The 23,005-nt window shown below is 74.4% G+C and carries 19 protein-coding genes; 9 read left to right on the top strand and 10 right to left on the bottom strand.

Going from position 1 to position 23,005, the window contains the following annotated elements; genetic code table 11:
* Positions 1 to 45: 45 nt before the first annotated feature.
* Positions 46 to 525 carry a MarR family transcriptional regulator gene (locus tag AB0442_RS05000; RefSeq protein ID WP_366160654.1) on the top strand — a complete coding sequence of 160 codons (480 nt, stop codon included), beginning with the start codon at positions 46 to 48 and terminating at the stop codon, positions 523 to 525.
* A gap of 137 nt (positions 526 to 662) precedes the next feature.
* Complete coding sequence (locus AB0442_RS05005; RefSeq protein ID WP_366160655.1) at positions 663 to 2,216, top strand: MDR family MFS transporter; 1,554 nt, start codon at positions 663 to 665, stop codon at positions 2,214 to 2,216.
* Positions 2,217 to 2,308: 92 nt separating this feature from the next.
* On the opposite strand, the gene AB0442_RS05010 is transcribed toward AB0442_RS05005, so the two are convergent.
* On the bottom strand, positions 2,309 to 2,554 hold the full coding sequence (locus AB0442_RS05010) for a hypothetical protein (protein ID WP_363542514.1): 246 nt from the start codon (positions 2,552 to 2,554) through the stop codon (positions 2,309 to 2,311).
* Between the two features lie 31 nt (positions 2,555 to 2,585).
* Positions 2,586 to 3,749 (bottom strand): inorganic phosphate transporter, encoded by a 1,164-nt coding sequence (locus AB0442_RS05015; protein WP_366160657.1) that lies wholly within the window; start codon positions 3,747 to 3,749, stop codon positions 2,586 to 2,588.
* Positions 3,750 to 4,127: 378 nt separating this feature from the next.
* Here AB0442_RS05015 and AB0442_RS05020 point away from each other — a divergent pair, with 378 nt between their 5' ends.
* On the top strand, positions 4,128 to 5,582 hold the full coding sequence (locus AB0442_RS05020; RefSeq protein ID WP_366160659.1) for an NlpC/P60 family protein: 1,455 nt from the start codon (positions 4,128 to 4,130) through the stop codon (positions 5,580 to 5,582).
* Positions 5,583 to 5,666: 84 nt separating this feature from the next.
* Here the strand turns inward: AB0442_RS05020 and AB0442_RS05025 are convergent, their stop codons facing one another.
* Complete coding sequence (locus tag AB0442_RS05025; protein ID WP_366160660.1) at positions 5,667 to 7,958, bottom strand: FdhF/YdeP family oxidoreductase; 2,292 nt, start codon at positions 7,956 to 7,958, stop codon at positions 5,667 to 5,669.
* A 151-nt stretch (positions 7,959 to 8,109) separates the two neighbouring features.
* On the opposite strand from AB0442_RS05025, the gene AB0442_RS05030 reads away from it, so the two are divergent.
* Positions 8,110 to 9,534, top strand: a complete 1,425-nt coding sequence (locus AB0442_RS05030; RefSeq protein WP_366160661.1) for a hypothetical protein — start codon at positions 8,110 to 8,112, stop codon at positions 9,532 to 9,534.
* A 29-nt stretch (positions 9,535 to 9,563) separates the two neighbouring features.
* On the opposite strand, the gene AB0442_RS05035 is transcribed toward AB0442_RS05030, so the two are convergent.
* From AB0442_RS05035 to AB0442_RS05060, 6 genes are read right to left on the bottom strand one after another with little or no spacing between them, the layout of a single operon-like run.
* Positions 9,564 to 10,409, bottom strand: coding sequence for an STM4011 family radical SAM protein (locus AB0442_RS05035; protein WP_366160725.1), 846 nt, complete (start codon positions 10,407 to 10,409; stop codon positions 9,564 to 9,566).
* A gap of 44 nt (positions 10,410 to 10,453) precedes the next feature.
* Entirely contained in the window at positions 10,454 to 11,785 is a 1,332-nt protein-coding gene (locus AB0442_RS05040; protein ID WP_366160662.1) for an STM4012 family radical SAM protein, read from the bottom strand.
* Positions 11,782 to 12,603 carry an STM4013/SEN3800 family hydrolase gene (locus tag AB0442_RS05045; protein ID WP_366160727.1) on the bottom strand — a complete coding sequence of 274 codons (822 nt, stop codon included), beginning with the start codon at positions 12,601 to 12,603 and terminating at the stop codon, positions 11,782 to 11,784. Before AB0442_RS05045 ends, AB0442_RS05040 begins: the two co-directional genes overlap by 4 nt.
* Positions 12,604 to 12,620: 17 nt before the next feature.
* On the bottom strand, positions 12,621 to 13,745 hold the full coding sequence (locus AB0442_RS05050; protein WP_366160664.1) for an STM4014 family protein: 1,125 nt from the start codon (positions 13,743 to 13,745) through the stop codon (positions 12,621 to 12,623).
* Between the two features lie 3 nt (positions 13,746 to 13,748).
* Positions 13,749 to 14,675 carry an STM4015 family protein gene (locus AB0442_RS05055; RefSeq protein ID WP_366160665.1) on the bottom strand — a complete coding sequence of 309 codons (927 nt, stop codon included), beginning with the start codon at positions 14,673 to 14,675 and terminating at the stop codon, positions 13,749 to 13,751.
* A gap of 22 nt (positions 14,676 to 14,697) precedes the next feature.
* Positions 14,698 to 15,651, bottom strand: a complete 954-nt coding sequence (locus tag AB0442_RS05060) for an STM4015 family protein (RefSeq protein WP_366160666.1) — start codon at positions 15,649 to 15,651, stop codon at positions 14,698 to 14,700.
* Positions 15,652 to 15,811: 160 nt separating this feature from the next.
* On the opposite strand from AB0442_RS05060, the gene AB0442_RS05065 reads away from it, so the two are divergent.
* The 3 genes from AB0442_RS05065 to AB0442_RS05075 all read left to right on the top strand — a co-directional run bounded on the left by AB0442_RS05065 (position 15,812) and on the right by AB0442_RS05075 (position 18,378).
* Positions 15,812 to 16,138 carry a hypothetical protein gene (locus AB0442_RS05065; RefSeq protein ID WP_366160668.1) on the top strand — a complete coding sequence of 109 codons (327 nt, stop codon included), beginning with the start codon at positions 15,812 to 15,814 and terminating at the stop codon, positions 16,136 to 16,138.
* 63 nt (positions 16,139 to 16,201) lie between these two features.
* Complete coding sequence (locus tag AB0442_RS05070; RefSeq protein WP_366160670.1) at positions 16,202 to 17,287, top strand: DUF6745 domain-containing protein; 1,086 nt, start codon at positions 16,202 to 16,204, stop codon at positions 17,285 to 17,287.
* Between the two features lie 230 nt (positions 17,288 to 17,517).
* A complete protein-coding gene (locus AB0442_RS05075; protein ID WP_366160671.1) occupies positions 17,518 to 18,378 on the top strand; it encodes a fumarylacetoacetate hydrolase family protein in 861 nt (286 codons plus the stop codon).
* A 92-nt stretch (positions 18,379 to 18,470) separates the two neighbouring features.
* Here the strand turns inward: AB0442_RS05075 and AB0442_RS05080 are convergent, their stop codons facing one another.
* The gene (locus AB0442_RS05080; protein WP_366160672.1) at positions 18,471 to 19,271 is read right to left on the bottom strand and encodes a helix-turn-helix domain-containing protein; all 801 of its coding nucleotides are present in this window, start codon (positions 19,269 to 19,271) and stop codon (positions 18,471 to 18,473) included.
* 255 nt (positions 19,272 to 19,526) lie between these two features.
* Here AB0442_RS05080 and AB0442_RS05085 point away from each other — a divergent pair, with 255 nt between their 5' ends.
* Complete coding sequence (locus AB0442_RS05085; RefSeq protein ID WP_366160674.1) at positions 19,527 to 21,239, top strand: DUF885 domain-containing protein; 1,713 nt, start codon at positions 19,527 to 19,529, stop codon at positions 21,237 to 21,239.
* A 249-nt stretch (positions 21,240 to 21,488) separates the two neighbouring features.
* Positions 21,489 to 23,003 carry an MFS transporter gene (locus AB0442_RS05090; RefSeq protein ID WP_366160676.1) on the top strand — a complete coding sequence of 505 codons (1,515 nt, stop codon included), beginning with the start codon at positions 21,489 to 21,491 and terminating at the stop codon, positions 23,001 to 23,003.
* The last annotated feature ends 2 nt before the right edge of the window (positions 23,004 to 23,005 follow it).

Below are 23,005 nucleotides of genomic sequence, written 5' to 3' on the forward strand. Positions count from 1 at the left end.
GCAGTTGTCCGGGGGTGGAGGCGCGGCCTACGGGATACTGGCGCCATGAATGACCAGGAGTCGGCCGACCAGGCGTTCCGCGCGGTCGAGCGGGAGGTGGCGCTGCTCTTCCGCCGCGGGCGGACGCGGGCTGCGGAGATGGCGCGGCGGGTGCATCCGGAGCTGGAGGCCGCGGCGTACGTGATGCTCGCGTACGTGGAGGAGTCGGGCCGGGTGCGGCTGACCGACATCGGGCTGCACTTCGGGATCGGCAAGGCCTCGATCAGCCGGCAGGTGAAGCACCTGGAGGTGCTGGGCCTGCTGCGCCGCGAGGTCGACCCGCTGGACCGCCGTTCCTCGCTGCTCTCGCTCACCGAGGACGGCGCCGCCCGCTACCTGCGCGCCCGGGACGCCCGGATGGAGCGGTTCCGCGAGCTGATGTCGGCCTGGGGCGAGGAGGACGTGGAGCGCTTCGCCGAGTTGCTGCACCGCTTCAACGAGCTGGCCGCGGAGTCCATGCGGGCCGAGGGGTCCGCCCCGGCCTGACCGGTCCTCCGGGTGCTGCCCGGCCCTCCGCCGTCGCGGCAGGGCCGGGCTTTGCTTGCGCTTGAAGAAAGTTGCCTAACTCAACCATCACGCTTACGGTTGCTTTAGGCAACGAAAATTCACGCTGAAGGACCTCCATGACCCCGACGACCCCCATGACGCACCGGCAAGTCCTGGAAGCGCTGTCAGGCCTCCTGCTGGGCCTCTTCGTGGCCGTGCTCTCCTCGACCGTCGTCTCCAACGCCCTGCCCACGATCCTCACCGACCTGCACGGCGGCGAGTCCGCCTACACCTGGGTGATCACCGCGACCCTGCTGTCGCTGACCGCCTCCACCCCCATCTGGGGCAAGCTCTCCGACCTGGCCAGCAAGAAGCTGCTGGTGCAGATCGCCCTGGTGATCTACATCCTGTCCTCCGCCCTGGCCGGCCTCTCGCAGAACACCGGCGAGCTGATCGCCTGCCGCGTGCTGCAGGGCATCGGCGCCGGCGGCGTCACCGCACTCGCCCAGATCTGCCTCGCCGCGATGGTCACGCCCCGCGAGCGCGGCCGCTACAGCGGCTACTTCGGCGCGGTCTTCGCCCTGGCGACCATCGGCGGCCCGCTCATCGGCGGCGTCATCGTGGACACCGACTGGCTCGGCTGGCGCTGGTGCTTCTACGTCGGCATCCCGTTCTCGCTGCTGGCGATCGCCGTACTGCAGCGCACCCTGCGGCTGCCGGTCGCCCCGCGGCGCAAGGCCCGGATCGACTACCTCGGCGCGCTGCTCGTCACCGCCGCGGCCAGCCTGCTGATGATCTGGGTCAGCCTGGCCGGCAAGAACTACGACTGGGTGTCCTGGCAGTCCGCCGCGATGCTCGCCGGCACCGCCGTGCTCGCCGTGCTCTTCGTCGCCGCCGAGCGCCGCGCCGCCGAACCGGTCATCCCGCTCCACCTCTTCCGCCACCGCACGGTGACGCTCTCCGCGGTCGCCAGCGTCCTGGTCGGCGTCGGCATGTACGGCGCGACCACCTTCCTCAGCCAGTACTTCCAGCTGGCCAAGGAGAAGTCGCCCACCACGGCCGGCCTGCTCACCCTGCCGATGATCCTCGGCCTCGCCGTCTCCTCCACCGTCGCCGGCAAGCTGATCACCCGCTACGGCCGCTGGAAGGGCTACCTCGTCGCCGGCACCCTGCTGCTCGCCGTCGGCTTCGGACTGCTCGGCACCGCCCGCGCCGACACCGCGTACGGGCTGCTCGCCCTCTACATGGCGGTGGCCGGCCTCGGCCTCGGCCTGACCATGCAGAACCTCGTGCTCGCCGTGCAGAACACCGTGCCGCGCGAGGAGCTCGGCTCGGCCAGCTCCGTCGTCACCTTCTTCCGCACCATGGGCGGCGCGGTCGGCGTCTCCGCGCTGGGCGCCCTGATGGCCGACCGGGTGGCGCGCTACCTCGCCGAGAACCTCGCCCGGGCGGGCGTCCACCCGACCGGCAGCGCCCTCGGCGGCGGCGAGATCCCCGACCTGCACCGACTGCCCGCCCCGATCGTCCCGCTGGTGACGGACGCCTTCGGCCACGGCGTCGGCACCGTCTTCCTGCTGGCCGCGCCGTTCGCGCTGCTCGCCTTCCTGGTCGTGCTGTTCATCCGGGAGACCCCGCTGCGCACCACCATGGACGCGCCGGCGGCGCGCACCCCGGAGCTCGTCGAGGACTGAGACCCGGCCGGCCGGGTCGGTCCGGCCGGCCCGGGCACGCGGAAGGGCCCGCGGGGTGCGTACCCCGCGGGCCCTTCCGTCGTGCGTGCGGCTCAGTGCCCGGCGATCAGGGTGATCCCGTAGAAGACCACCGAGGCGCAGATGCTGAAGCAGAGCGCGGCACCGGCCAGGGCCAGGTTGCCGCTGCCGGCCCCCGGGATCCCGGACCGGACGGCCTCCTGCGCGGCCTCGCGGCGCGACAGCGCCAGGATGCCGAGGGCGAAGGCGGCGACCACCGCGACGGTGATGGCGAAGCTGAGGCCCGCGGTCTGCGCGAGGGCGTCCCACTTGATGTGCACGGCTACCCGTCCTCTCTGACTGGTCGGCCGGTCAGGCCGCGACGGTGGTGGTGGCCGGGGTCGGGGTGGCCTGCGCGGGCACCTCGACCTCCTGGACGTCGTTGACGTTGCCGGCGTGCACCGGCTGCCGGCGGGAGGCGATCCACATCGCACCCGAGCCGGCGACCAGCGTCGCACCGACCAGGGCCACGCCCCAGGCGCCCTGGTCCGCGACGAAGGCCGCGAGACCGGCCACCGCGGCGGCGGCGGGCAGGGTCAGGCCCCAGGTGTAGACCATGCGGCGCACCAGGCTCCAGCGCAGCTCGCGCTTCGGGCCGCCGAGGCCGGCGCCCATGATGCCGCCGGAGCAGACCTGGGTGGTGGACAGGCCGTAGCCCATGTGGGTCGAGGTGAGGATGACCGTGGCGGCGGCCGTCTCGGTGGCGAGGCCCTGGCGGGGGCGGATCTCGGTCAGGCCGTTGCCCATGGAGCGGATGATGCGCCAGCCGCCCATGTAGGTGCCGAGCGCGATCGCCGCACCGGCGCTGACGATGACCCAGGTCGGGGGCAGCGCGCCGGGCTTGAGGGCGCCGACGGAGACCAGGGTCAGGGTGATGATGCCCATGGTCTTCTGCGCGTCGTTGGTGCCGTGCGCCAGCGAGATCAGCGAGGAGGTGAACATCTGGCCGCGCCGGAAGCCCTTCTCGGTGGTCTCCTCGCGGCCGCCGCGGGTGATCAGGTAGGCGAGGCGGGTGGCGCCCCAGGCGGCCAGACCGGCCACCAGCGGGGAGGCGACCGCCGGGATCAGGATCTTGGTGACGACGACGTCGAAGTTCACGCCGTTCATGCCGACGCCGACCACGGTGGCGCCGATGAGGCCGCCGTACAGCGCGTGCGAGGAACTGGAGGGCAGGCCCTTCAGCCAGGTCAGCAGGTTCCAGAGGATCGCTCCGACCAGGGCGGCGAAGATGATCGACGGCTGGAGGCCGGCCTTCTCGTTGACGATGCCGCCGGAGATGGTGGTGGCCACCTTCACGGAGAGGAAGGCTCCGGCGAAGTTGAGGACTGCGGCGATGGTGACCGCGACCTTGGGCTTGAGGGCTCCCGTCGCGATGGAGGTGGCCATCGCGTTGGCGGTGTCGTGGAACCCGTTGGTGAAGTCGAAGGCGAGCGCCGTGATGATCACAACGGCCACCAGGAACGTGATGTGTTCCATAACCAAACAATCGTCGTAGTTGTCGGACTGACGCTGCTGTCAGGCGTGACCGTAGGGAGCCCGGGTGAACGGAAGGTGAACAGGGTTGGGAATCGTGGTTCCGATGGTGGATCGGGGGTTGCACGAACATTGCGAAAGTGTGGAAACCGAGGCTCTGTAGGGCCGTTGTGTCCGCTTGGATCCACCTTCGTGGGGGTTTGGTGAGACTTGCCTCACACCCCCTCGGCCGGGCCGGTGAACCCCCCGGGTGAGGACTCGCTGAGAATTCACCGGACGGACCGCAGGCCCCCTGCCGTTACCTGCCGGTCACATGGCAGGATTCTCCGGAGAGATCACCGGGCGCGGGCCCGGGCCGGGCTGGACTGGGGAGGGCGGCCGATGTCGGCTGGGCAGCGTACGGAGAACGGCGTCCGACCTTGGGTGCGGGCCGCCATGCGGTGCGGGGCCGTGCTCGCCGCGGCCGCGCTGTCGCTGCCGCTGGCCACCGCCGCGTACGCCGCGCCGACCCCGGCGCCCACCCTCACCGCGGCCGCCGGCGCCGACCCGTTGGCCGACGCCAAGACCACCCTCGGCCCGATGCTCGACCGGCTGCACCAGCTCTACCAGGAGGCCGAGGCCGCCACCGAGCAGTACAACGCCGCCGTCGCCCGGCAGGCCGCCCAGCAGGCCCAGGTCGCCGACCTCCGCGCCCGGGTCGAGTCCCAGCAGGCCGCGGTCAACGCCGGCGTGGAGATCGCCGCCCAGCTCGCCGCCGCCCAGTACCGCAGCGGCCGGGCCTCCGACCTCGCCGACTTCATGCTCGCCGAGAACCCCTACCAGGCCGTCGTCATCGCCCAGCTGCTCGACGCCGCGGGCCGCTCCCAGAAGGCCTTCCTGGACCGCCTCAAGTCGGACCGCGCCACCCTCGTCGAGCTGCAGGCCCAGGCCGAGCAGGCGCTCGTCCAGGCCACCGCGCTCGCCACCCAGCAGGAGGCCGCCAAGGCCGACGTGGCCAAGCGGCTCGCCGCCGTCGAGGACATGGTCGGCTCGCTGACCGGCGCCCAGCGCAGCGAACTGGAGGCACTGGAGCGGCAGCAGGCCGACGAGGCCCAGCTCGCCTTCCTCGCCTCCGGCGCGCTCGGCAAGGGCGAGCGCACCCCCTCCGAGGCCGGCCGCAAGGCGGTCGCCTGGGCGCTCAAGCAGCTCGGCAAGGACTACGTCTGGGGCGGCGCCGGCCCGGACGTCTTCGACTGCTCCGGCCTCACCTCGCAGGCCTGGCTGAACGCCGGCAAGCCGATCCCGCGCACCAGCCAGGAGCAGTGGGCGCAGCTCAAGCACGTCCCGCTGAACCAGATCCGCCCCGGCGACCTCGTGGTCTACTTCGGCGGCGCCACCCACATCGGCATGTACATCGGCGGCGGCCTGATCGTGCAGGCGCCGCACACCGGAGACGTGGTCAAGGTCTCCAAGATCGGCGCCATGCCGATCCTCGGCGCCGTCCGGCCCGACCCGGACTCGGCCGCCGACGACAAGGGCGGCGACTGGAAGGTGCCGCAGGTCACCGTCGGCGCCTCGCGGATCGCCCCGGCCAAGCCGACCACCCTGCCGCCGCGGCCCACCCAGCCCACCCCGACCAAGCCCACCCCGCCGCCCGCCACCGGCGCCCCGACCGGCTCCGGAACGCCCACCGGCAGCGGCACGCCGTCCGGCTCCGGCACCCCGTCCGGCTCGGGCACCCCGTCGGGCTCCGGCACGCCCACCGGCAGCGGCACCCCGTCCGCCTCGGCCGGCTCCACCGAATCCGCCTCCCGCACCGCCTCGGCCCCGGCCTCCGGCAGCCCGACCGCCCAGTAGGCAAAGGGCCGGCGGCCCACCGTTCACGGACACGACGCAGAGCGGCGCGCGGGGGAGCCCCCGTGCGCCGCCGTGCGTTGCCGTCTAGCCGACGGGCGCGCCGGTGTCCGGCTCGAAGCGGATCACCACGGCCTTGGAGGTCGGGGTGTTGCTGATCTCCGCCGTGGAGTCCAGCGGCACCAGCACGTTGGTCTCCGGGTAGTAGGCGGCCGCGCCGCCCGGGGCCACCGGGTAGTGCACCACCCGGAAGTGCGGGGCCCGCCGCTCCACGCCGTCCTTCCACTCGCCGACCAGGTCGACGTACAGGCCGTCGGCGAGGCCGAGCCGTTCGGCGTCGGCCGGGTTCACCAGCACCACGCGCCGACCGCCGGTGATGCCGCGGTAGCGGTCGTCCAGGCCGTAGATCGTGGTGTTGTACTGGTCGTGCGAGCGCAGCGTCTGCAGCAGCAGCCGGCCCTCGGGCACCTCGGGCGCGGTGAGCGGGTTGACCGTGAAGTTGGCCCTGCCCGTCGCGGTCGGGAAGGTCCGGCTGTCGCGCGGCCCGTGCGGCAGCGCGAAGCCGCCGGGCCGGCGCACCTTCTCGTTGAAGTCCTCGAAGCCGGGCACCACCCGGGAGATCCGGTCGCGGACGGCGTCGTAGGAGACCGCGAACTCCTCCCACGGGGTCGGGTCCTCGGGGCCGAGGGCGGCCCGGGCCAGCCGGCAGACGATCGCCACCTCGGAGAGCAGGCCGTCGGACGGCGGCCGCAGCCCGCCGCGCGAGGAGTGCACCATGCCCATCGAGTCCTCGACCGAGACGAACTGCGCGCCGGCCTGCGTCCAGTCGCGGTCGGTGCGGCCGAGCGTCGGCAGGATCAGTGCGCGGGCACCGGTCACCACGTGCGAGCGGTTGAGCTTGGTGGAGACGTGCACGGTGAGCCGGCAGCGGCGCATCGCGGCCTCGGTGACCTCGGTGTCCGGGGTCGCGGCGACGAAGTTGCCGCCCATGGCGAAGAACACCTTCACCCGGCCGTCGCGCATCCCCCGGATGGTGTCGACCGAGTCCAGGCCGTGCTCGCGCGGCGGCTCGAAGTCGAACTCCCGGCCCAGCGCGTCCAGGAACGCCGTGCTCGGCCGCTCGAAGATGCCCATCGTCCGGTCGCCCTGCACGTTGCTGTGCCCGCGCACCGGGCAGACGCCCGCCCCCGGGCGGCCCACGTTGCCGCGCAGCAGCAGGAAGTTGACGACCTCGCGGATCGTCGGCACGGCGTGCCGGTGCTGGGTCAGGCCCATCGCCCAGCACACGATGATCTTCTTCGAGGCCAGCACCAGGCGGGCCAGCTCCTCGATCTGCTCCCACGGCAGACCGGTCGCGGCCAGCACCTCGGCGCGGTCGGTGGACTTCGCCTCGGCGGCGAACTCCTCGAATCCGTGGCAGTGTTCGGCGATGAACGCCTCGTCCGTGCCGCCCTCGGCGGCCAGCACCAGCTGGTTGAGCGCCCGGAACAGCGCCAGGTCGCCGCCGAGCCGGATCTGCAGGAAGAGGTCGGTCAGCTTGGTGCCGTTGGCGGCCAGGCCGCGGGCGTTCTGCGGGTTCTTGAACCGCTCCAGGCCGGCCTCCGGCAGCGGGTTGACCGAGACGATCGTCGCCCCGGCCCGCTTCGCCCGCTCCAGCGCGGAGAGCATCCGCGGGTGGTTGGTGCCCGGGTTCTGGCCCGCCACGATGATCAGGTCGGCCTGGTAGAGGTCCTTCAGCGAGACGCTGCCCTTGCCCACGCCGAGCGTCTCGGTGAGCGCCGACCCCGACGACTCGTGGCACATGTTGGAGCAGTCCGGCAGGTTGTTGGTGCCGAGCCGGCGGGCGAACAGCTGGTAGGCGAAGGCCGCCTCGTTGCTGGTGCGGCCCGAGGTGTAGAAGGCGGCGCCGTCCGGGGTGTCCAGGGCACGCAGCTCCTCGGCCACGATCTCGAAGGCCCGCTCCCAGGAGACCGGCACGTACCGGTCGGAGCCCTCGTCGAGCAGCATCGGCTCGGTCAGCCGGCCCTGCTGCCCCAGCCAGTAGCCGGAGCGCTGCGCCAGCTCCGGGACGGGGTGCGCGGCGAAGAAGTCGGCGGTGATCCGGCGCTCGGTGGCCTCCTCGGCGACGGCCTTGGCGCCGTTCTCGCAGAACTCCGCGGTGTGCGTCTTGCCCGGCTCGGGCCAGGCGCAGCCGGGGCAGTCGAAGCCGTCCGGCTGGTTCACCTTGCTCAGCACGGCCAGCGTGCGGCGGGCGCTCATCTGCTCGCCGGCCATCCTCAGGCTGTGCAGCACGGCCGGGACGCCGGCCGCCGCGTGCTTCGGCGCGGAAATCTGCGGCGCGTCCTGCGCCGGATCGCTCTGCGGGGCCTGCTTGGCCATGACGGGTCCTCCTCCACCCGGGCGGCGGCATCGTCGCCGCGGCCCGCCTCCATCCTCGCACCGGGGCCGTCCGGGGGACCCGGACGGCCCCGGTCGATGGGAGGATGGCGCCCGTCCACCGCCGACGACCCGCAGCGAACGAGGACCGAGGATGCCGCCCATCGAGGAGCCCGCCGACCGGTTCGGCCAGGTGCCCGAGCCGACCGCCCCCGCCGCCCCGCCGCAGGCCCCCGGGGCCGCCGACGCCGCGTCCGTGGACGGCCCGTCCGTGGACGGCCTGCCGGCGGACGGCTGGGCGCTGGCCGCGCCTGCCGCCGCCCTGCCCACTGCTGCTGCCGACGTCGCCCCGGCCGCCGAGGAGGCCGCGCAGGACTACGTGCTGCCCGCCCCGGCGGCGCCGTCGGGGATCCGGCTGGCCAAGACCGGTGCCGCGGGAGTGCCGGCCCCGGCCCCCTCGCCGACTCCGGCCCCGGTGCGGGCGGTGGCCGCGCCGCCGGTCGCGACCGTGCTGGAGACCGCCGTACCGCAGGGCTTCGGGCCGTCGGTAACAACGGGTGCCCCGCCGGTTCAGCCGCTCGCCGGATTCCCGCCCGCACCGCCCGCGCAGCCGGCGCCCCCCGCGCCGCCCGTGTCCGCGGGCCCGGTCGGCGTTCCGGCCCAGCCCGCCGCTCTGCCGGGCTTCGGGCCCTCGCCGGTGCCGGCCGGCCCGGTCGCCCCCGCCCCCGCCCCGGTCCCAACCCCGGCAGCGGCCCCGGCCCCGGCCGCTCCGCACGGGGCCGTGCCCGCGGGCCCCGAAGCCCCTTCCGCCGTACGGGAGTTGCTGGTGCGACTGCGGGACCGGGCGGACGAGGCGCCGACTCCGGACGCGGCCGTCCACCTGCTGGAGTCGGTGGCCCGCGAGATGACCGCGCTGCTCGGCCGCTACGACCGGGACGCCCTCGCGGCCTGGCGGCGGCTCGGCGACCGGCGGTGCGCCGCGGGCGACGCCGCGGGCGCCGTCCACCTGCTCGGCCAGGTCGCCGCCGATGCCGCGCAGGCGCTCGGCCCGGGCGACCCCGACACCCTGGAGGTCCGGCTGGAGCAGGCCCGGGCGCTGGGCGAGGCCGGCGACCCGTTCGGCGCCGTGCACCTGCTGCGCGAGGTGCAGCCGGCGCTGGTGCAGGCGCTCGGCCCGTACGACGCCCGGGCGCTCGCCTCGCAGGCCCGGCTGGCGCACGCCGTCGCGCTGACCGGGGACCTGGTGTCGGCCTTCGGCATGCTGCTGGAGCTGATCCCGGTGGTGCAGCACCACCTCGGCCCGGCCCATCCGCTGGTCGGCGAGGCCCGCTGCTCGCTCGGCCGGCTGGTGCCGCAGTGGCGGCGCGCGGCGGGCGGCGGTGGGCTGCCGCAGGTCGCGGCGGTCGCGATGGTGCACCGGCTGCTGGTCTGGGACTTCGCCTCCGACCAGGAGGCGGACGCCTTCCTCACCGAGCTGGAGCGGGCCACCGGCCACCGCAGCCTGGCGGCCCGACTGGCCGCCGTCCCCGAGGAGATGACGGCGGAGCAGGCGGCGCAGCTGATGCTCGGCCCGGCCTGACCGGGGTGACCCGCGCCCCGGGGCGCGGGTCACCAGCCGTGCGGAATGCGCTCCAGGACGCCGCCGGCGAAGACGTCGTACAGCGGCAGGTCCTCCAGGTGGACGTAGCCGATGTGGCAGTCGCAGACCGGAAGCGGGCACGGCCGGGGCAGCAACTCGGCACGGTAGGAGCCGTCGTAGAGGTTGCCCAGCGGCGGGCGGACGAAGTGGCAGCGCCGCACCGTGCCGTCGCCGTCCACCGAGACCACCGACTCGCCGGTGCGGCAGGGGCGGCCGCCGCTCGGGTGCGGATCCCTGCTCCAGCCGAACAGCGGGTCGACCGCCGTCCAGGCGGCGGCCTGTTCGTCGGTGTAGCTCCGGCCGTCGGCGGCGTTCACCCACAGGTAGGTCGAGGTGGGCAGCTCGGCCCGCAACTCCCGTGCGGCATGGAGGTGTTCCGGCTCTCCGACGATGCCGACGCTGTGTCGCACCCCGAGTGCGGCCAGCTCCCGGAGCTTCGCCAGGAAGCGTCCGCGGTCGACCTGCCCCGGGTGGTAGGTGATCCACAGGGCCAGGGTGTCGAGATCGGCCGCGGCCAGCCAGTCGGTGCGGCAGCTGAGGTTGGTCTGGATCGCCGCCCGGCGCACGTGCGGCAGGTGCGAGAGGTCGACGAGGGCCCGCCGGTACCAGGAGCGCACCAGGCCCTCGCCCCACGGGGTGAACAGCAGCGACAGGGTGTCGCCGGTCCGCGCGGCGGCCCAGGCGGTGAACCGCTCCAGCGCGGCACGGTCCGCGCGCAGCCGCTCGGGGCTGTCCCGCCGCTTGGCGAACGGGCAGTACGGGCAGTCGTAGTCGCAGGAGGCCAGCGGGCCTCGGTAGAGCAGGGTGAGGTCCATCGGGGTCTCGGCCGGGCGCGGCCCCGGCATCCCCAGGTCGACGGTCACTTCGCCTCGTACGCGTCCATCGCGGCCCGGACCGCGGGCGAGAACAGCATCGGACCGACGGCGTCCGAGTGCGCCAGGCCCTCGGCGGAGAGCGCCAGCCGCCCGGAAGTCCCGGCGAGCCAGCCACGGGCCTCGAAGGCGGCCAGTTCGGCGGCGAAGTCCTCGGCCGGGAGGGAGCCGAACCGCCGCCGGTAGGAGGCGAGTTCGAGCCCGTCGGCCTGCAGCAGCGACTGCAGCAGGTGGCGGCGGCGCGACTCGTCGGCGTCCATCGCCCGGCCGACCTCGGCCCGGGTGAAGTCCTCGGCGGCGACGTAGTCGTCGATGATGCCGCGCACCTCGCGGGCGTCCACCGCGTAGTCGAAGGAGTAGTGCAGGGACGAGGTGTACGAGCGGGCGCCGCAGCCGAGGCCGACCATGCCGTCGGTCTGGCAGGCGTACTCGCCGGCGCTCGCGGTGGCCGCGCCCGTCCGGCGGAACATCCGCATCGACACCTGCTCGTAGCCGGACGCCAGCAGGTGGTCCCGGCCGGCCCGGTAGAGCGCGAGCCGCTGGGCGTCCCACTCCGGGGTGGGGCCGTCGGCGGTGCGCCGGCCGAGACCGGTCAGCGGCCGCACGTACAGCGGGTAGAGGTACAGCTCCTCCGGCTGCCAGGCGAGCGCGGCGTCCAGGGAGGCGAGCCAGCTCTTCTCGGTCTGGCCGTCGATGCCGTAGATCAGGTCGATGTTGAGCACCGGGATGCCCGCCGCCCGGACGCGGCCGAGCGCCGCCTCCACCGCCGCGCGCTTCTGCGGGCGGACGGCCGAGCGGGCCTCCTCGTCGAGGAAGGACTGCACGCCGAGGCTGAGCCGGGTGGTGCCGCGCTCGGCGAGGACGGCGAGCCGGTCGGCCGTCGCGGTGTCGGGGGAGGCCTCCACCGAGAGCGGGACGGCCTGCAGGTCGGCGCCCATCCGCTGCTCGGCGATGTCGCAGAGCCGCTCCAGCTCGGCCGCGGTCAGATAGGTGGGCGTGCCGCCGCCGAAGGCCGCGAGCGCGAACCGGGCGTCCGCGTCCAGAGCCTCGCGCACCGCCGACGCCTGCCGCTCCAGCGCGTCCAGGTAGGCGGTGGTCAGCCCCTCGGGGCTGCCGATCCGGGTGAACAGGTTGCAGAAGCCGCAGCGCACCTCGCAGAACGGGACGTGCAGGTAGAGCGAGAGGGCGTGCTGCGGCTCGCCCGCCCAGAGCTCGCGCAGCACAGGACGCCCCGGCAGCGGCCGGTAGGCGGTCTTGTGCGGGTAGGCGTAGACGTACGCCCGGTACGGGGAGTCGGCCGTGGCCGGTGCGGTGCTCATCGGGCGGACTCCTCGGTGGCGTTCAGCACGAAGTGCGCGTAGGGGACCGTCCAGACGACCGGGTGGCCCAGCCGGTGGCCGGTGTAGCCGTCCTCGCCGTAGCAGGTGCCGTGGTCGGAGCAGACGATCGCGAAGCAGGGACGGCGCCGGCCCATCGCCGCGAACAGCCGGCCGATGTGCGCGTCCACGTACTCCAGCGCGGCGGCGTGGCTCTCCCGGGTGTCGCCGTGCCCGCGGGTCGCGCCGGGCAGGTGGAACCAGTTCGGCTGGTGCAGGGCGGAGACGTTGACGAAGAGGAACAGCGGCTGCCCGTCCGGCTGTTCGGCGCAGACCTGCTCGGCGCGGGCGACCTGCGCCTCGAAGGAGGTGGGGGAGGGCACGCCCATCTCCGGTGCCCAGTACGACTCCTGGAACAGCCCGGGCAGCACCGACCCGAGCGGGCCCTGCTTGTTGAAGAAGCCGACCCCGCCGATGCAGACCGTCCGGTACCCGGCGGCGGCCAGCGCCGAGGGCAGGTCGGGGGTGTCGAACACCCAGGTGCGCGGCTCGGTCGTCTCCGAGCCGGCGAAGCGGGCCGCGAACAGCCGCGGGTGCGGGCCGTCCGGGCTCGCCGGGGTCGGCAGGAACCCGGCCAGGATCGCCTGGTGCGCCGCGTAGGTGAAGCTGCCCGGGGTGTGCCGCTCCTCCCACCGCCCGCCGGGCAGGTGCGCCGCCAGGTGCGGGATGCGGCCGGCCGCGGCCAGCTCCTGCGCGACGTCCAGGCGCAGCGTGTCCAGGGTGACCAGCAGCAGGTCGTGGCTGCCGATCACGTCGTTCATGTCGGGCATCTGATGGTTCATCGGGGTGGTTCCGTCCGGGTGGTGCGACCGGGCGCCCGGTGGGGGCCGGTGTGCAGCAGTGCGGCGATCTGGGCGCCGTAGGTGTCCAGGCCCTCGGCGGGGCCGCCGGGCAGGCCGGTGAGGCCGGGCAGCAGGTCACCGAAGGCGTTCACCTCGCCGACCACGGCACCCCGCCAGCCGGCGGTCGGCAGGACGTCCACGCCGACCGCGGGGGAGTTCGGGAAGCAGGCCGCGGCCCGCTCCGCCGTCTCCAGCAGCCGGGGCCAGGCGGGGCCGGCGGCCTCCCGGGCGAGCGCCAGGTCGCCGCGGGCGCCGCCCAGGTGCAGGTTGGTCATCGGGCGGGTGCTGGTGCGCACCACCGCGTGGGTGGCCAGGCCGGCGACGACGACCACCCGCAGGTCGGCCGAGCAGCCGCCCTGGGAGGCCTTCGGCACCCACTGCTCGACGTGCAGGCCGTCCGGCGCGAGCGCGTCGACCAGGGCTGCGACCTCCGCCGGGGTGCGGTAGCGGCGGACCCGCAGCGAGTTGTGCAGGCCGTCCGGGGCGAGCTCGGCGGAGGTGGTGGCCTGCACCTGGCCGCGCGGCCCGAACTCCAGGGCCACCACGCCGGAGGCCGAGGAGCCGTGCACCGGCTTCAGGAACACCCGGCGCATCCGGGCCGCGGCCAGCCGGTCCGCCAGCTCCGCCCAGTCCCGCGGCGGCGGCCCGTCGAGCGCGGGCGGCACCGGCACGCCGGCCGCGGCGAGCCGCCGGTGCGCGGACCGCTTGTCGAACATCACCGCGATCTCCGCCGGGTCGCCGAGCAGCCGCACCCCGGGCAGCGCCGCGAGGCCGTGCAGCGCCGCGCACACCCCGGCGTACCAGGCGGCGCCGCCCTCGACCCGGGTCGGCGCGTACCCGGCGCCGAGCACCGGCCCGCGCAGCAGCGCGTCGACCGCCGTGTCCTCGCCGGGGGAGTCGATCCGCAGGACGGTGCCGGGCGGCAGCGCGTACCCGCCGCGCAGCACGTCCAGCCAGGGCAGTACGGCGGGTTCGGGCAGCCCGGCGGCCCGCGCCGCCGCCGCGAACAGTGCGACGCGGCGGTGGCCCGGGTTGCCGAGGACGGTGAGCCGATCGGTCATGGGCTACTCGGAGACCGCCACGTAGCGGTCCTCCTCGTCCTCCTCGTCCTCCGCCTCGGACAGGTCGACGTCGACACCGGCCAGCGCCTCGGCGACCCGCTGCTGCATCTCCGCGGTGAGGTAGTGGTGGTGCAGGTCGAGGGAGGCGAGGTGGGTGAGCGGCTGCCCCTCCAGCAGGGCGGCGGCGCCCTCGTCCGTCAGCACGCCCATGCCGAGGGCCAGGTGCTCCAGCCGGGCCACGACCGGGGCCTGCGCGACGGCGGCGGCGATGTCGTCCTGGTACTCGCTGTTCTGCAGACCGAGGCTGCGCAGCGCGGGCAGCCGGGTGGCGGTGAGCAGCGGCGCCAGGTCCTCCGGGGTGTGGTCGCCGCCGTACTCGTCGACGCCCAGCCACAGGTCGAGCTCCTCCAGCGCCGGGAACTCGCACTCGCCGAGGGCGCGGACCACCCGGGCCGGCAGGCCGCCGGACTCGAAGGCCAGCGACCGGAGGCGCTCGTGGCGGACGGGCCGCAGCCGCAGGCCGTTGCCGCCGCGCACGGCGAGGTCGGTCAGCCGGGGGAAGGACTCGAACAGCGGGGTGATGTCGCACATCTCCAGCCAGGAGATCTCGCACTCCTCGGAGCGGACGTCGCCGACGAACAGCGCCTCCAGCGCGGGCAGCCGGTCGGCGCCGTCGACGATCCGGGCGAGCGGGCCGGCCAGGCCGTCGTAGTCGCCGGCCCACCAGGCGCCCACGACGAGTGCGCGCACCTGCGTGGTGTCGACCGCGTCCAGGAAGCGCTGCCAGGCCTCCGCGAACTCCGTCTTGCCGCCGTACCGGTGGCCGAGGGCGATCCGCCAGGCGGCCGCCCCGGCGGCGGGCAGCTCCTCGCCCGCGTCCAGGGCGGTCGGCACGTCGCACACGGGAAGCCCGTGGAAGGTCCTGCTCATCGGAGGCTCCTGCCTGTCCGGGTCACTCGGAGACGGCGACGTAGCGCCAGTTGTCGTCCCACTTCTGGGCGTCGGAGAGGTCGATCGCCACGTCCGGCAGGGCCTCGCGCAGCCGCTGCTGCATCTCCGCGGTGAGGTAGTGGTGGTGCAGGTCGAGGGAGGTGAGGTGGGTGAGCGGCTGCCCCTCCAGCAGGGCGGCGGCGCCTTCGTCGGTGAGCGCGCCCATGGAGAGCGCGAGGTGCTCCAGACGGGCCACGACCGGGGCCTGCGCGGCGCGGGCGCAGACCTCGTCCTGGCGGGTGGTGTTCTGCAGGCCGAGCCTGCGCAGTGCCGGCAGCCGGGTGCCGGCGAGGAAGGGCGCGAGGTCGTCCAGCGTCCAGTCGCCGCCGTACATCTCGACGCCGAGCCAGAGCTCCAGGCTCTCCAGCGCGGGGAAGTCGCAGGCGGCGACGGACCGCAGCACGCTGCCGGGCAGGCCGCCGGCCTCCAGCCGCAGCCGGCGCAGGTGCTCGTGCCGCAGCGGGGCGATCTCCAGCCCGCCGTTGCCCTCCCAGTCCTGGCCGGCGCCGCGCACGACCAGCTCCTCCAGTCGCGGGAAGGACGTGAACAGCGGGGTGATGTCGCACATCTGCAGCCAGGAGATCTCGCACTCCTCGAAGGTGATGTCACCGACGAACAGGGCACGCAGCGCGGGCAGCCGGCCCGCGGCACCGGTGATCTCGGCGAGCGGGCCGGCGAGCGGCTCCGGCTCCTCCTGCGACCAGTTGCCGATCACGACGGCGGTGACCCGCCCGGTGTCGACGGCGCCGAGGAAGCGCTGCCAGCCCTCGGCGAAGGTCTTCTCGTCGTCGTAGTCCAGGGCGATCCGCCAGGCGGCGGCGTCGGCGGCGGGCAGCTCGCGGCCGTCCTCCAGGGCGGCCAGGACGTTCACGACGGGGAGCCCGCCGAACTCCTCGATGTGCTTGCTGATCGCCATGCGCTGCTCCTGGGGACGTCCGGTCGGCCGGGTTCTGTCTACCAGGCCGCGCCGACACCCCGGCGCGAGGGGCCGCGCGCCGACGCGCTGTCAGAGCCGGGCCCTAGCTTTCCCCTCGTTGCGGCCGGCACCCCGTCGGCCCGGAGCCGGGGAGTGCCGCATGTACCGCCAGGGTGACGTGCTGATCGTGCCGGTGGGGGAGGCGGCGGTGCCGCGCGTGGTGGCCGACCTGCCGCCGCTGCCGCGGGACGCCCGCGGCCGGCTGGTGCTGGCGCTCGGCGAGGTCACCGGGCACGCCCACGCGGTGGTCGGGCCGGGCACGCTGCGGCGGGAGGCCGGGCCGTTCGGCACCGCCTGGCTGCACCTGCCCGAGGGCGGCCGGGTGGTGCACGAGGAGCACGCCGTGATCCCGCTGCCCAAGGGCTGGTACCGGGTGGTGCGGCAGCGCGAGTACGTGCCCGGCGCCGTGCGCGTCGTGGCGGACTGAGCACCGTCCGGGCACGGACCCGGGCACCGGGCGAGCACGGACGGGACGAGGAAGGACAGCACGATGACCGACACCCTGCAGCAGAGCGCCCCCGCCGGGGCGACCGCCCGCTGGCGGGCCGCCGCGGCGGCCACCGGAGCGGCGGACCGCGCCGCGGCCGAACGGGCGGTGCGCGCCGCGTACCGCGCGGCCGGCCTGCCCGAGCCCGCCGAGGTGCGCTGGTACGACTCGCCGCTCGCCGCCGTCCGGGCCGCGCTCGCGCTGCGCGCCGAGGGCGCGGCCGGCGTCCGCGAGGAGGTCCGCACCCACCCCTGGGAGCAGGCCCGCGCCCGGGTGCACGCCCGGCTCGGCGCCCCCGGCTGGGCCGAGCTGTGGGCGCTCACCGGCGGCGAACTGTGGACGCAGAACCAGGCCATGGCCGGCCGGATCCGCGGCGCCGTCCTGGACGGCCTCGCCCCGGAGGCCGGTCCGGACGACGACACCGGGATCCGCAGCCGGGCGCGTGCCGCCCGCGCGGCCGTCCGGGTCGCGCTGCTCGACGCCGTCCTCGGCCAGCACGACGCGCCCTGGCTGGCCGCCTTCGACGCTGCCGGCGAACTCGACGGGCCGGCGCTCGCCCCGCTCGCCGACGCCGCCCGGCAGGCCGGCTGGTGGTGGCCGTACGAGCAGGTCGCGCTGATCGCCGAGCGGCCCACCGAACTGCACCGGGACGAGGCCGGCCGGCTCGACCGCGCCGACGGCCCGGCCCTCGCCTGGGCGGACGGCACCGCCCTGCACGCCTGGCGCGGCATGCCGGTGCCGGCGGACTTCCTGGACGGCCTCGGCGGCCTCACCCCGGAGCGGATCCGCGCGGAGGAGAACGCCGAGCTGCGCCGGGTGATGCTGGAGCACTACGGCTACGACCGGTACCTCGCCGAGTCCGGCGCCGAGCCGCTGCACCGCGACGAGACCGGCGTGCTCTGGCGGATCGTCCTGCCGGACGACGAGCCGGTGGTGATGGTCGAGGTGGTCAACTCCACCGCGGAGCCGGACGGCACCTTCCGCACCTACTGGCTGCGCGTGCCGCCGTCGACCCGCACCGCCCGGGCCGGCGTCGCCTGGACCTTCGGAGTGCCGGAGGAGGAGTACCGGCCGGAGCGCGAGACCTGACCGGTGGTGCCGGGCGGTGGCGGTCGCGCCCTGCGGTGGTCGGCCGGGCGGAGGTTGTCAACCGTACGGCCAGCCGATTCCGGCCCTCCCGGCCTTGTGTGAATTGATAGGAATTCGCCGAAGGTCACCCACTGGTTCGCAGGTCAGAGCCCCTGATATACCTCGGATGCATAGGGCGGCGAGGCGTGTGAGCTCCCGTCGACATGCGACGAACCAGGTGGTGACGGCCAGTGAAGCTCCTCCGAGTCGGCCCCGCGGGCGCCGAGCGTCCCGCGGTCCTCGGCCCCGACGGCACCGCGTACGACCTCTCCGGGCGCACCCGCGACATCGACGGCGCCTTCCTCGCCGGCCTCGACCGGGCGGCCACCGCCGCACTGGCCGCCGAGGCGGCCTCCGGCGCGCTGCCCCGGATCGACCTCGACGGCCTGCGGATCGGCGCCCCCGTCGCCCGCCCCGGCAAGGTGGTCGGCATCGGCCTCAACTACCGCGACCACGCGGCCGAGGCCGGCGCCGCGATCCCCGCCGAACCGGTCGTCTTCCTCAAACCCAGCAACACCGTGGTCGGGCCCAACGACACCGTGCTCATCCCGCGCGGCGCCGAGAAGACCGACTACGAGGCCGAACTCGCCGTGGTGATCGGCCGCACCGCCCGCTACCTGGAGAGCGACGCCGAGGCGGCGGCCGTCGTCGCGGGCTACACCACCGCCAACGACGTCACCGAACGCGCCTTCCAGCACGAGCGCGGCGGCCAGTGGGACAAGGGCAAGTCCGCCGAGACCTTCACCCCGCTCGGACCCTGGCTGGTCACCGCCGACGAGGTCGGCGACCCGCAGCGGCTCCCGCTCAGGCTCTGGGTCAACGGGGCGCTGCGGCAGGACGGCAGCACCGCCGACATGATCTTCCCGGTGCTGGAGACCGTCCGCTACCTCAGCCGCTTCATGGTGCTGGAACCCGGCGACGTCATCGTCACCGGCACCCCGGCCGGCGTCACCCTCGGCCACCCCGGCGCGTCCTTCCTGCGCCCCGGCGACGTCGTCGAACTCGAAGTCGGCGACCTCGGCCGCCAGCGCCAACTCCTCGGCAGCGCGTAGGGGTCGGCTTCAAAGGGCGCTCGGAGGCCGATTCAGAGGCGCGTGGGGGCACCTCCCAGGCCGGCCATCCGTACGCCGTTCAAGAGACGCCCTCAGGCCCTGCCCCGGTCCGGTGCGCCCGGCTGTGCCGGCAGGAGCGCCCGCAGCCGCGCCACCAGCGCGGCCGCGGGCCCGTCCGGCGGCTCCAGTGCCAGCACCCCGGCCAGCATCCGGGCCGCCTGCCGGTCGTGCACCGCCGTCGCGGCGCTCATCGCGACGAACTCGTCCACCAGCCAGTCCCGCAGCGACTCCTTCGGGATCTGCCGGCCCTCGTCCAGCCAGCTGAGCGCCGACGCCTCCACCACGGAGATCCACGACCGCACCAGCAGGGTCATCCGCGGCCCGGGCGAGCGCACCCCCAGGTGCCGCAGCGTGCGCCTCAGCGCCGCCCGCCGCACCTCGTCGACGATCGCCGAGGTCCGTGCCGTCTCCACCACCGAACCGCCGCGCAGCAGCGCGCCGTAGCCCGCCGCGTGCTCGGCCACGAAGTCGAAGTACGCGTCCAGCACGCTCGACAACTGCTCGGTCGGCGAACCCCCGCCGTGCACCGTGAACCGGCGGCTCAGCTCCTCGGCCGCGCTGCGCAGCGCCGCCTCGTACAACTGCTGCTTGCCGCCGGCGAAGTAGCGGTAGACCAGCGGGCGGGAGGCGCCGGCGGCCTGCGCCACGTCGTCCAGGCCGACCTCCTCGGGCGGCCGCGAGCTGAACAGTTCCAACGCCACCGCGATCAGCTGCTCCCGGCGCTGCTCGACCGACAGCCGGCGGTACGCGGCGCGGCGCGGCCGCTCCTCCGTCGAAGCGTCGTCGTCGGAAGCGGCGGGAGCGGCGGGAGAACTCGCTGGTCTGGCTGCCATGGCCGCCAGCCTAGGGCTTCGGCCCGCCGCGGGGGAGCGCCCGCACCGCCCGTTTCCGCACCTCGCCGCACCTCGCCGCACCGGGGCCGCACCGGGGCCGCGGCCGTGTCCCGGCACCCTCGGCGCAGGCCCGCGCACACCTGGTGACCCGTTGCGCCACGGCGTCCACCCCGGGCGGGCCGGACCCTCCGTCAATCGTGCGAGCCCGTACCGAAAGGGTCTTGAAATCGCCGAATGCTGCGACAGGATGGCCGAATGGTCCAAGAACCGATCACCCCCGCTGTCGACGGCCCCACCCCGCGCCGTATCGCCGACGCCTACGTCCACGCCCTCGCCGACCTCGACCCGCTGACCGCGGTGTACCTCGGCCTCAACCCGGACGACGACCGCATCACCGACCTCTCACCGGCCGGCCGCGCGGCGCTCGCCGACCTCGCCCGCTCCACCCTCTCCGAACTCGACGCCGCCGAGGCCGCCGGCACCGCCGACGACGAGGCGGAGCGGCGCTGCGCCCGTCTGCTCCGCGAGCGCCTCACCGCCGAACTCGCCCTGCACGAAGCGGGCGAGGAGTACCGCGCGGTGCGCAACCTCGGCTCGCCGGTGCACGACGTGCGCGAGGTGTTCACCCTCATGCCGACCGGCACCGAGCAGGAGTGGGAGCTGATCGGCCGCCGCCTCGCCCGGGTGCCGGCCGCGCTCGACCAGTACCGCGCCACCCTCGCCGAGGGCGTCGAGCGCGGCCTGCTGTCCGGCCCCCGCCAGGTCACCACGGTGGTCGGCCAGATCGGCGAGTGGCTGGAGGGCGAGGCCCCCGGCGGCTGGTTCGGCGCGTTCGTGCAGGACGCCCCCGAGTCGCTGCGCGAGGGCCTGACCGCCACCGCCGTCGCCGCCTCGGACGCGCTCGCCGCCCTGCGCGACTGGCTGCGCGACGTGTACGGCCCGGCCGCCGCCGACGTCCCGGACACCGTCGGCCGCGAGCGCTACACCCGCTGGGTGCGCTACTGGACGGGCGCCGCCCTCGACCTCGACGAGGCGTACGCCTGGGCCTGGGAGCAGTTCCACGACCTGGACGCGCAGATGCGCGCCGAGGCCGAGAAGGTGCTGCCCGGCGCCACCCCGATGGAGGCGATGCACTGGCTGGAGACCGACGGCCCGGCGATCAAGGGCGAGGAGAACGCCCGCGACTACCTGCAGGGCCTGATGGACGGCGCCATCGCCGACCTCCAGGGCACCCATTTCGACCTCGCCGAGCCGCTGCTGAAGGTCGAGTCACGGCTCGCCCCGGTCGGCAGTGCCGCAGCGCCCTACTACACCCAGCCCTCGCTCGACTTCTCCCGTCCCGGCCGCACCTGGCTGCCCACCCTCGGCCGCGAGTCCTTCCCGGTCTGGGACCTCGTCTCGACCTGGTACCACGAGGGCGTCCCCGGCCACCACCTGCAGCTCGCGCAGTGGACGTACCTCGCCGACCGGCTCTCGACCTACCAGGTCACCCTCGGCAGCGTCAGCGCCAACCTGGAGGGCTGGGCGCTGTACGCGGAGCGCCTGATGGACGAGCTCGGCTACCTCACCGACCCCGGCCACCGGCTCGGCTACCTCAACGCGCAGATGATGCGGGTGCTGCGGGTCATCGTCGACATCGGCATGCACGCCGGCCTGGACTTCCCGGCGGACTCCCCGTTCAAGCCGGGCGAGGCGGTGCTGCCCGACGACGCCCGGGAGTTCTTCGGCCGGTACTGCGGCCTGTCCGCCGACTTCCTGGACAGCGAGCTGGTCCGCTACCTCGGCATGCCCGGCCAGGCCATCGGCTACAAGCTGGGCGAGCGCGCCTGGCTGACCGGCCGCGCCGCCGCCCGGGCCGCCGCCGAGGCCCGCGGCGAGGAGTTCGACCTCAAGGCCTGGCACATGGCCGCGCTGTCGCAGGGCTCGCTCGGCCTCGACGACCTGGTGGCGGAGCTGTCCGCGCTCTGACCGCCGCCGTCGGATCCCCGCGCCCGGGGGTCGCACCGGTCCGGACCGCCGCCACGGCGGGCCGGTGCGACCCGTGACCCGGCCGGAGGATCGGCCGGGGTCGGCCGGAAGACGGTGAGATGTTTAGGACTTTAGTCCTAATTCAGACATTTACTGACAAAAAACCTTGCCCCTCGCCATCCCGAGAGATTCCCTGGGAGGAGCGCTGCGTGCGCCCTTCCCACCATCCCCTCCGGAAGGCGGCCCACGGTGTCCCTCCAGCACGCACAGGACGAGCAGGCGGTCGACCCCCGTCGCTGGTGGGCCCTGGCAGTCATCGCCATCGCCCAGCTGATGATCGTCCTCGACGCGACGATCGTGAACATCGCCCTGCCCTCCGCCCAGAAGGACCTGGGCATATCCGACGGCAACCGGCAGTGGGTCATCACGGCCTACACCCTGGCCTTCGGCGGCCTGCTGCTCCTCGGCGGCCGGATCGGAGACCTCTTCGGCCGCAAACGCACCTTCCTGATCGGCCTGCTGGGCTTCGCGCTGGCCTCCGCGATCGGCGGATTCGCCACCGAACCCTGGATGCTGTTCGGTGCACGCGCCCTGCAGGGCGCCTTCGGCGCACTCCTCGCACCCTCCGCGCTGTCGCTGCTCTCCACGACCTTCACCGACGCGAAGGAACGTGCCACCGCCTTCGGCATCTTCGGCGCCCTCGCCGGCGGCGGCGCCGCGATCGGCCTGATCATGGGCGGCCTGCTCACCGAGTACCTGAACTGGCGCTGGTGCCTGTTCGTCAACATCCCGATCGCCATCGGTGCCGCCCTCGCCGCGTACGCCCTGCTGAAGCGCGACCACGTCGCCAAGGGCCACCGCGTCAAGCTGGACCTGCCCGGCGCCGTCCTCGGCTGCGGCGGCCTGCTGCTGATCGTGTTCGGCACCTCCGAGGCCGTCTCCCGCGGCTGGGGCGACTGGCTGGTGCTGACCTCGCTGTGCGTCGGTGTCGCGCTGCTCTTCGTCTTCGTCCTCTTCGAGCGCCGCACCGACCACCCGCTGCTGCCGCTGCACATCGTCTCCGACCGCAACCGCGGCGGCGGCGCCATCGCCGTCGGCCTGGCCGTGATCGGCATGTTCGGCCTGTTCCTCTTCCTCACCTACTACATGCAGGTGGTCAAGGGCTTCTCGCCGGTCATGGCGGGCGTCTCCTTCCTGCCGATGACCGCGGCCATCATCATCAGCGCCACCGGCATCGCGGCCAACCTGATGACCCGGGTGCCCTCGCGGGCGCTCGTCGTCCCCGGCCTGCTGCTCGGCGCGGGCGGCATGGCCTGGCTGACCCAGATGAAGGTCGACAGCCCCTACGCGACCATGGTGCTGCCCGCCGAACTGCTGCTCGGCTTCGGCATGGGCCTGGTCTTCATGCCCTCGCTGAGCCTGGCCACCCTCGGCGTCGCGCCGAACGAGACGGGCGCGGCCTCGGCCATCATCAACAGCGCCCAGCAGGTCGGCGGTTCGATCGGCGTCGCGCTGCTCAACACCATCGCGGCCAGCGCCACCGCGACCTGGCTGGCCACCCGCAACGCGGCCGATCCGCTCGTCCTCAAACAGGGCCAGGTGCACGGCTACGCGATCGCCACCACCGTCGCCATGGGCATCCTGCTGGTCGCCGCGGTCATCGCCTTCCTGATGATCGACCACAGACCGGCGCCAGGCGAGGCCGGGAGCGCCGCGGCCGAACCGGCCCAGGCCACCGCCCGCCCCGCCGCCGAACCGCGCTGAAC

The organism is Kitasatospora sp. NPDC085895 (assembly GCF_040702125.1).
GTDB classification, from domain to species: domain Bacteria; phylum Actinomycetota; class Actinomycetes; order Streptomycetales; family Streptomycetaceae; genus Kitasatospora; species Kitasatospora arboriphila.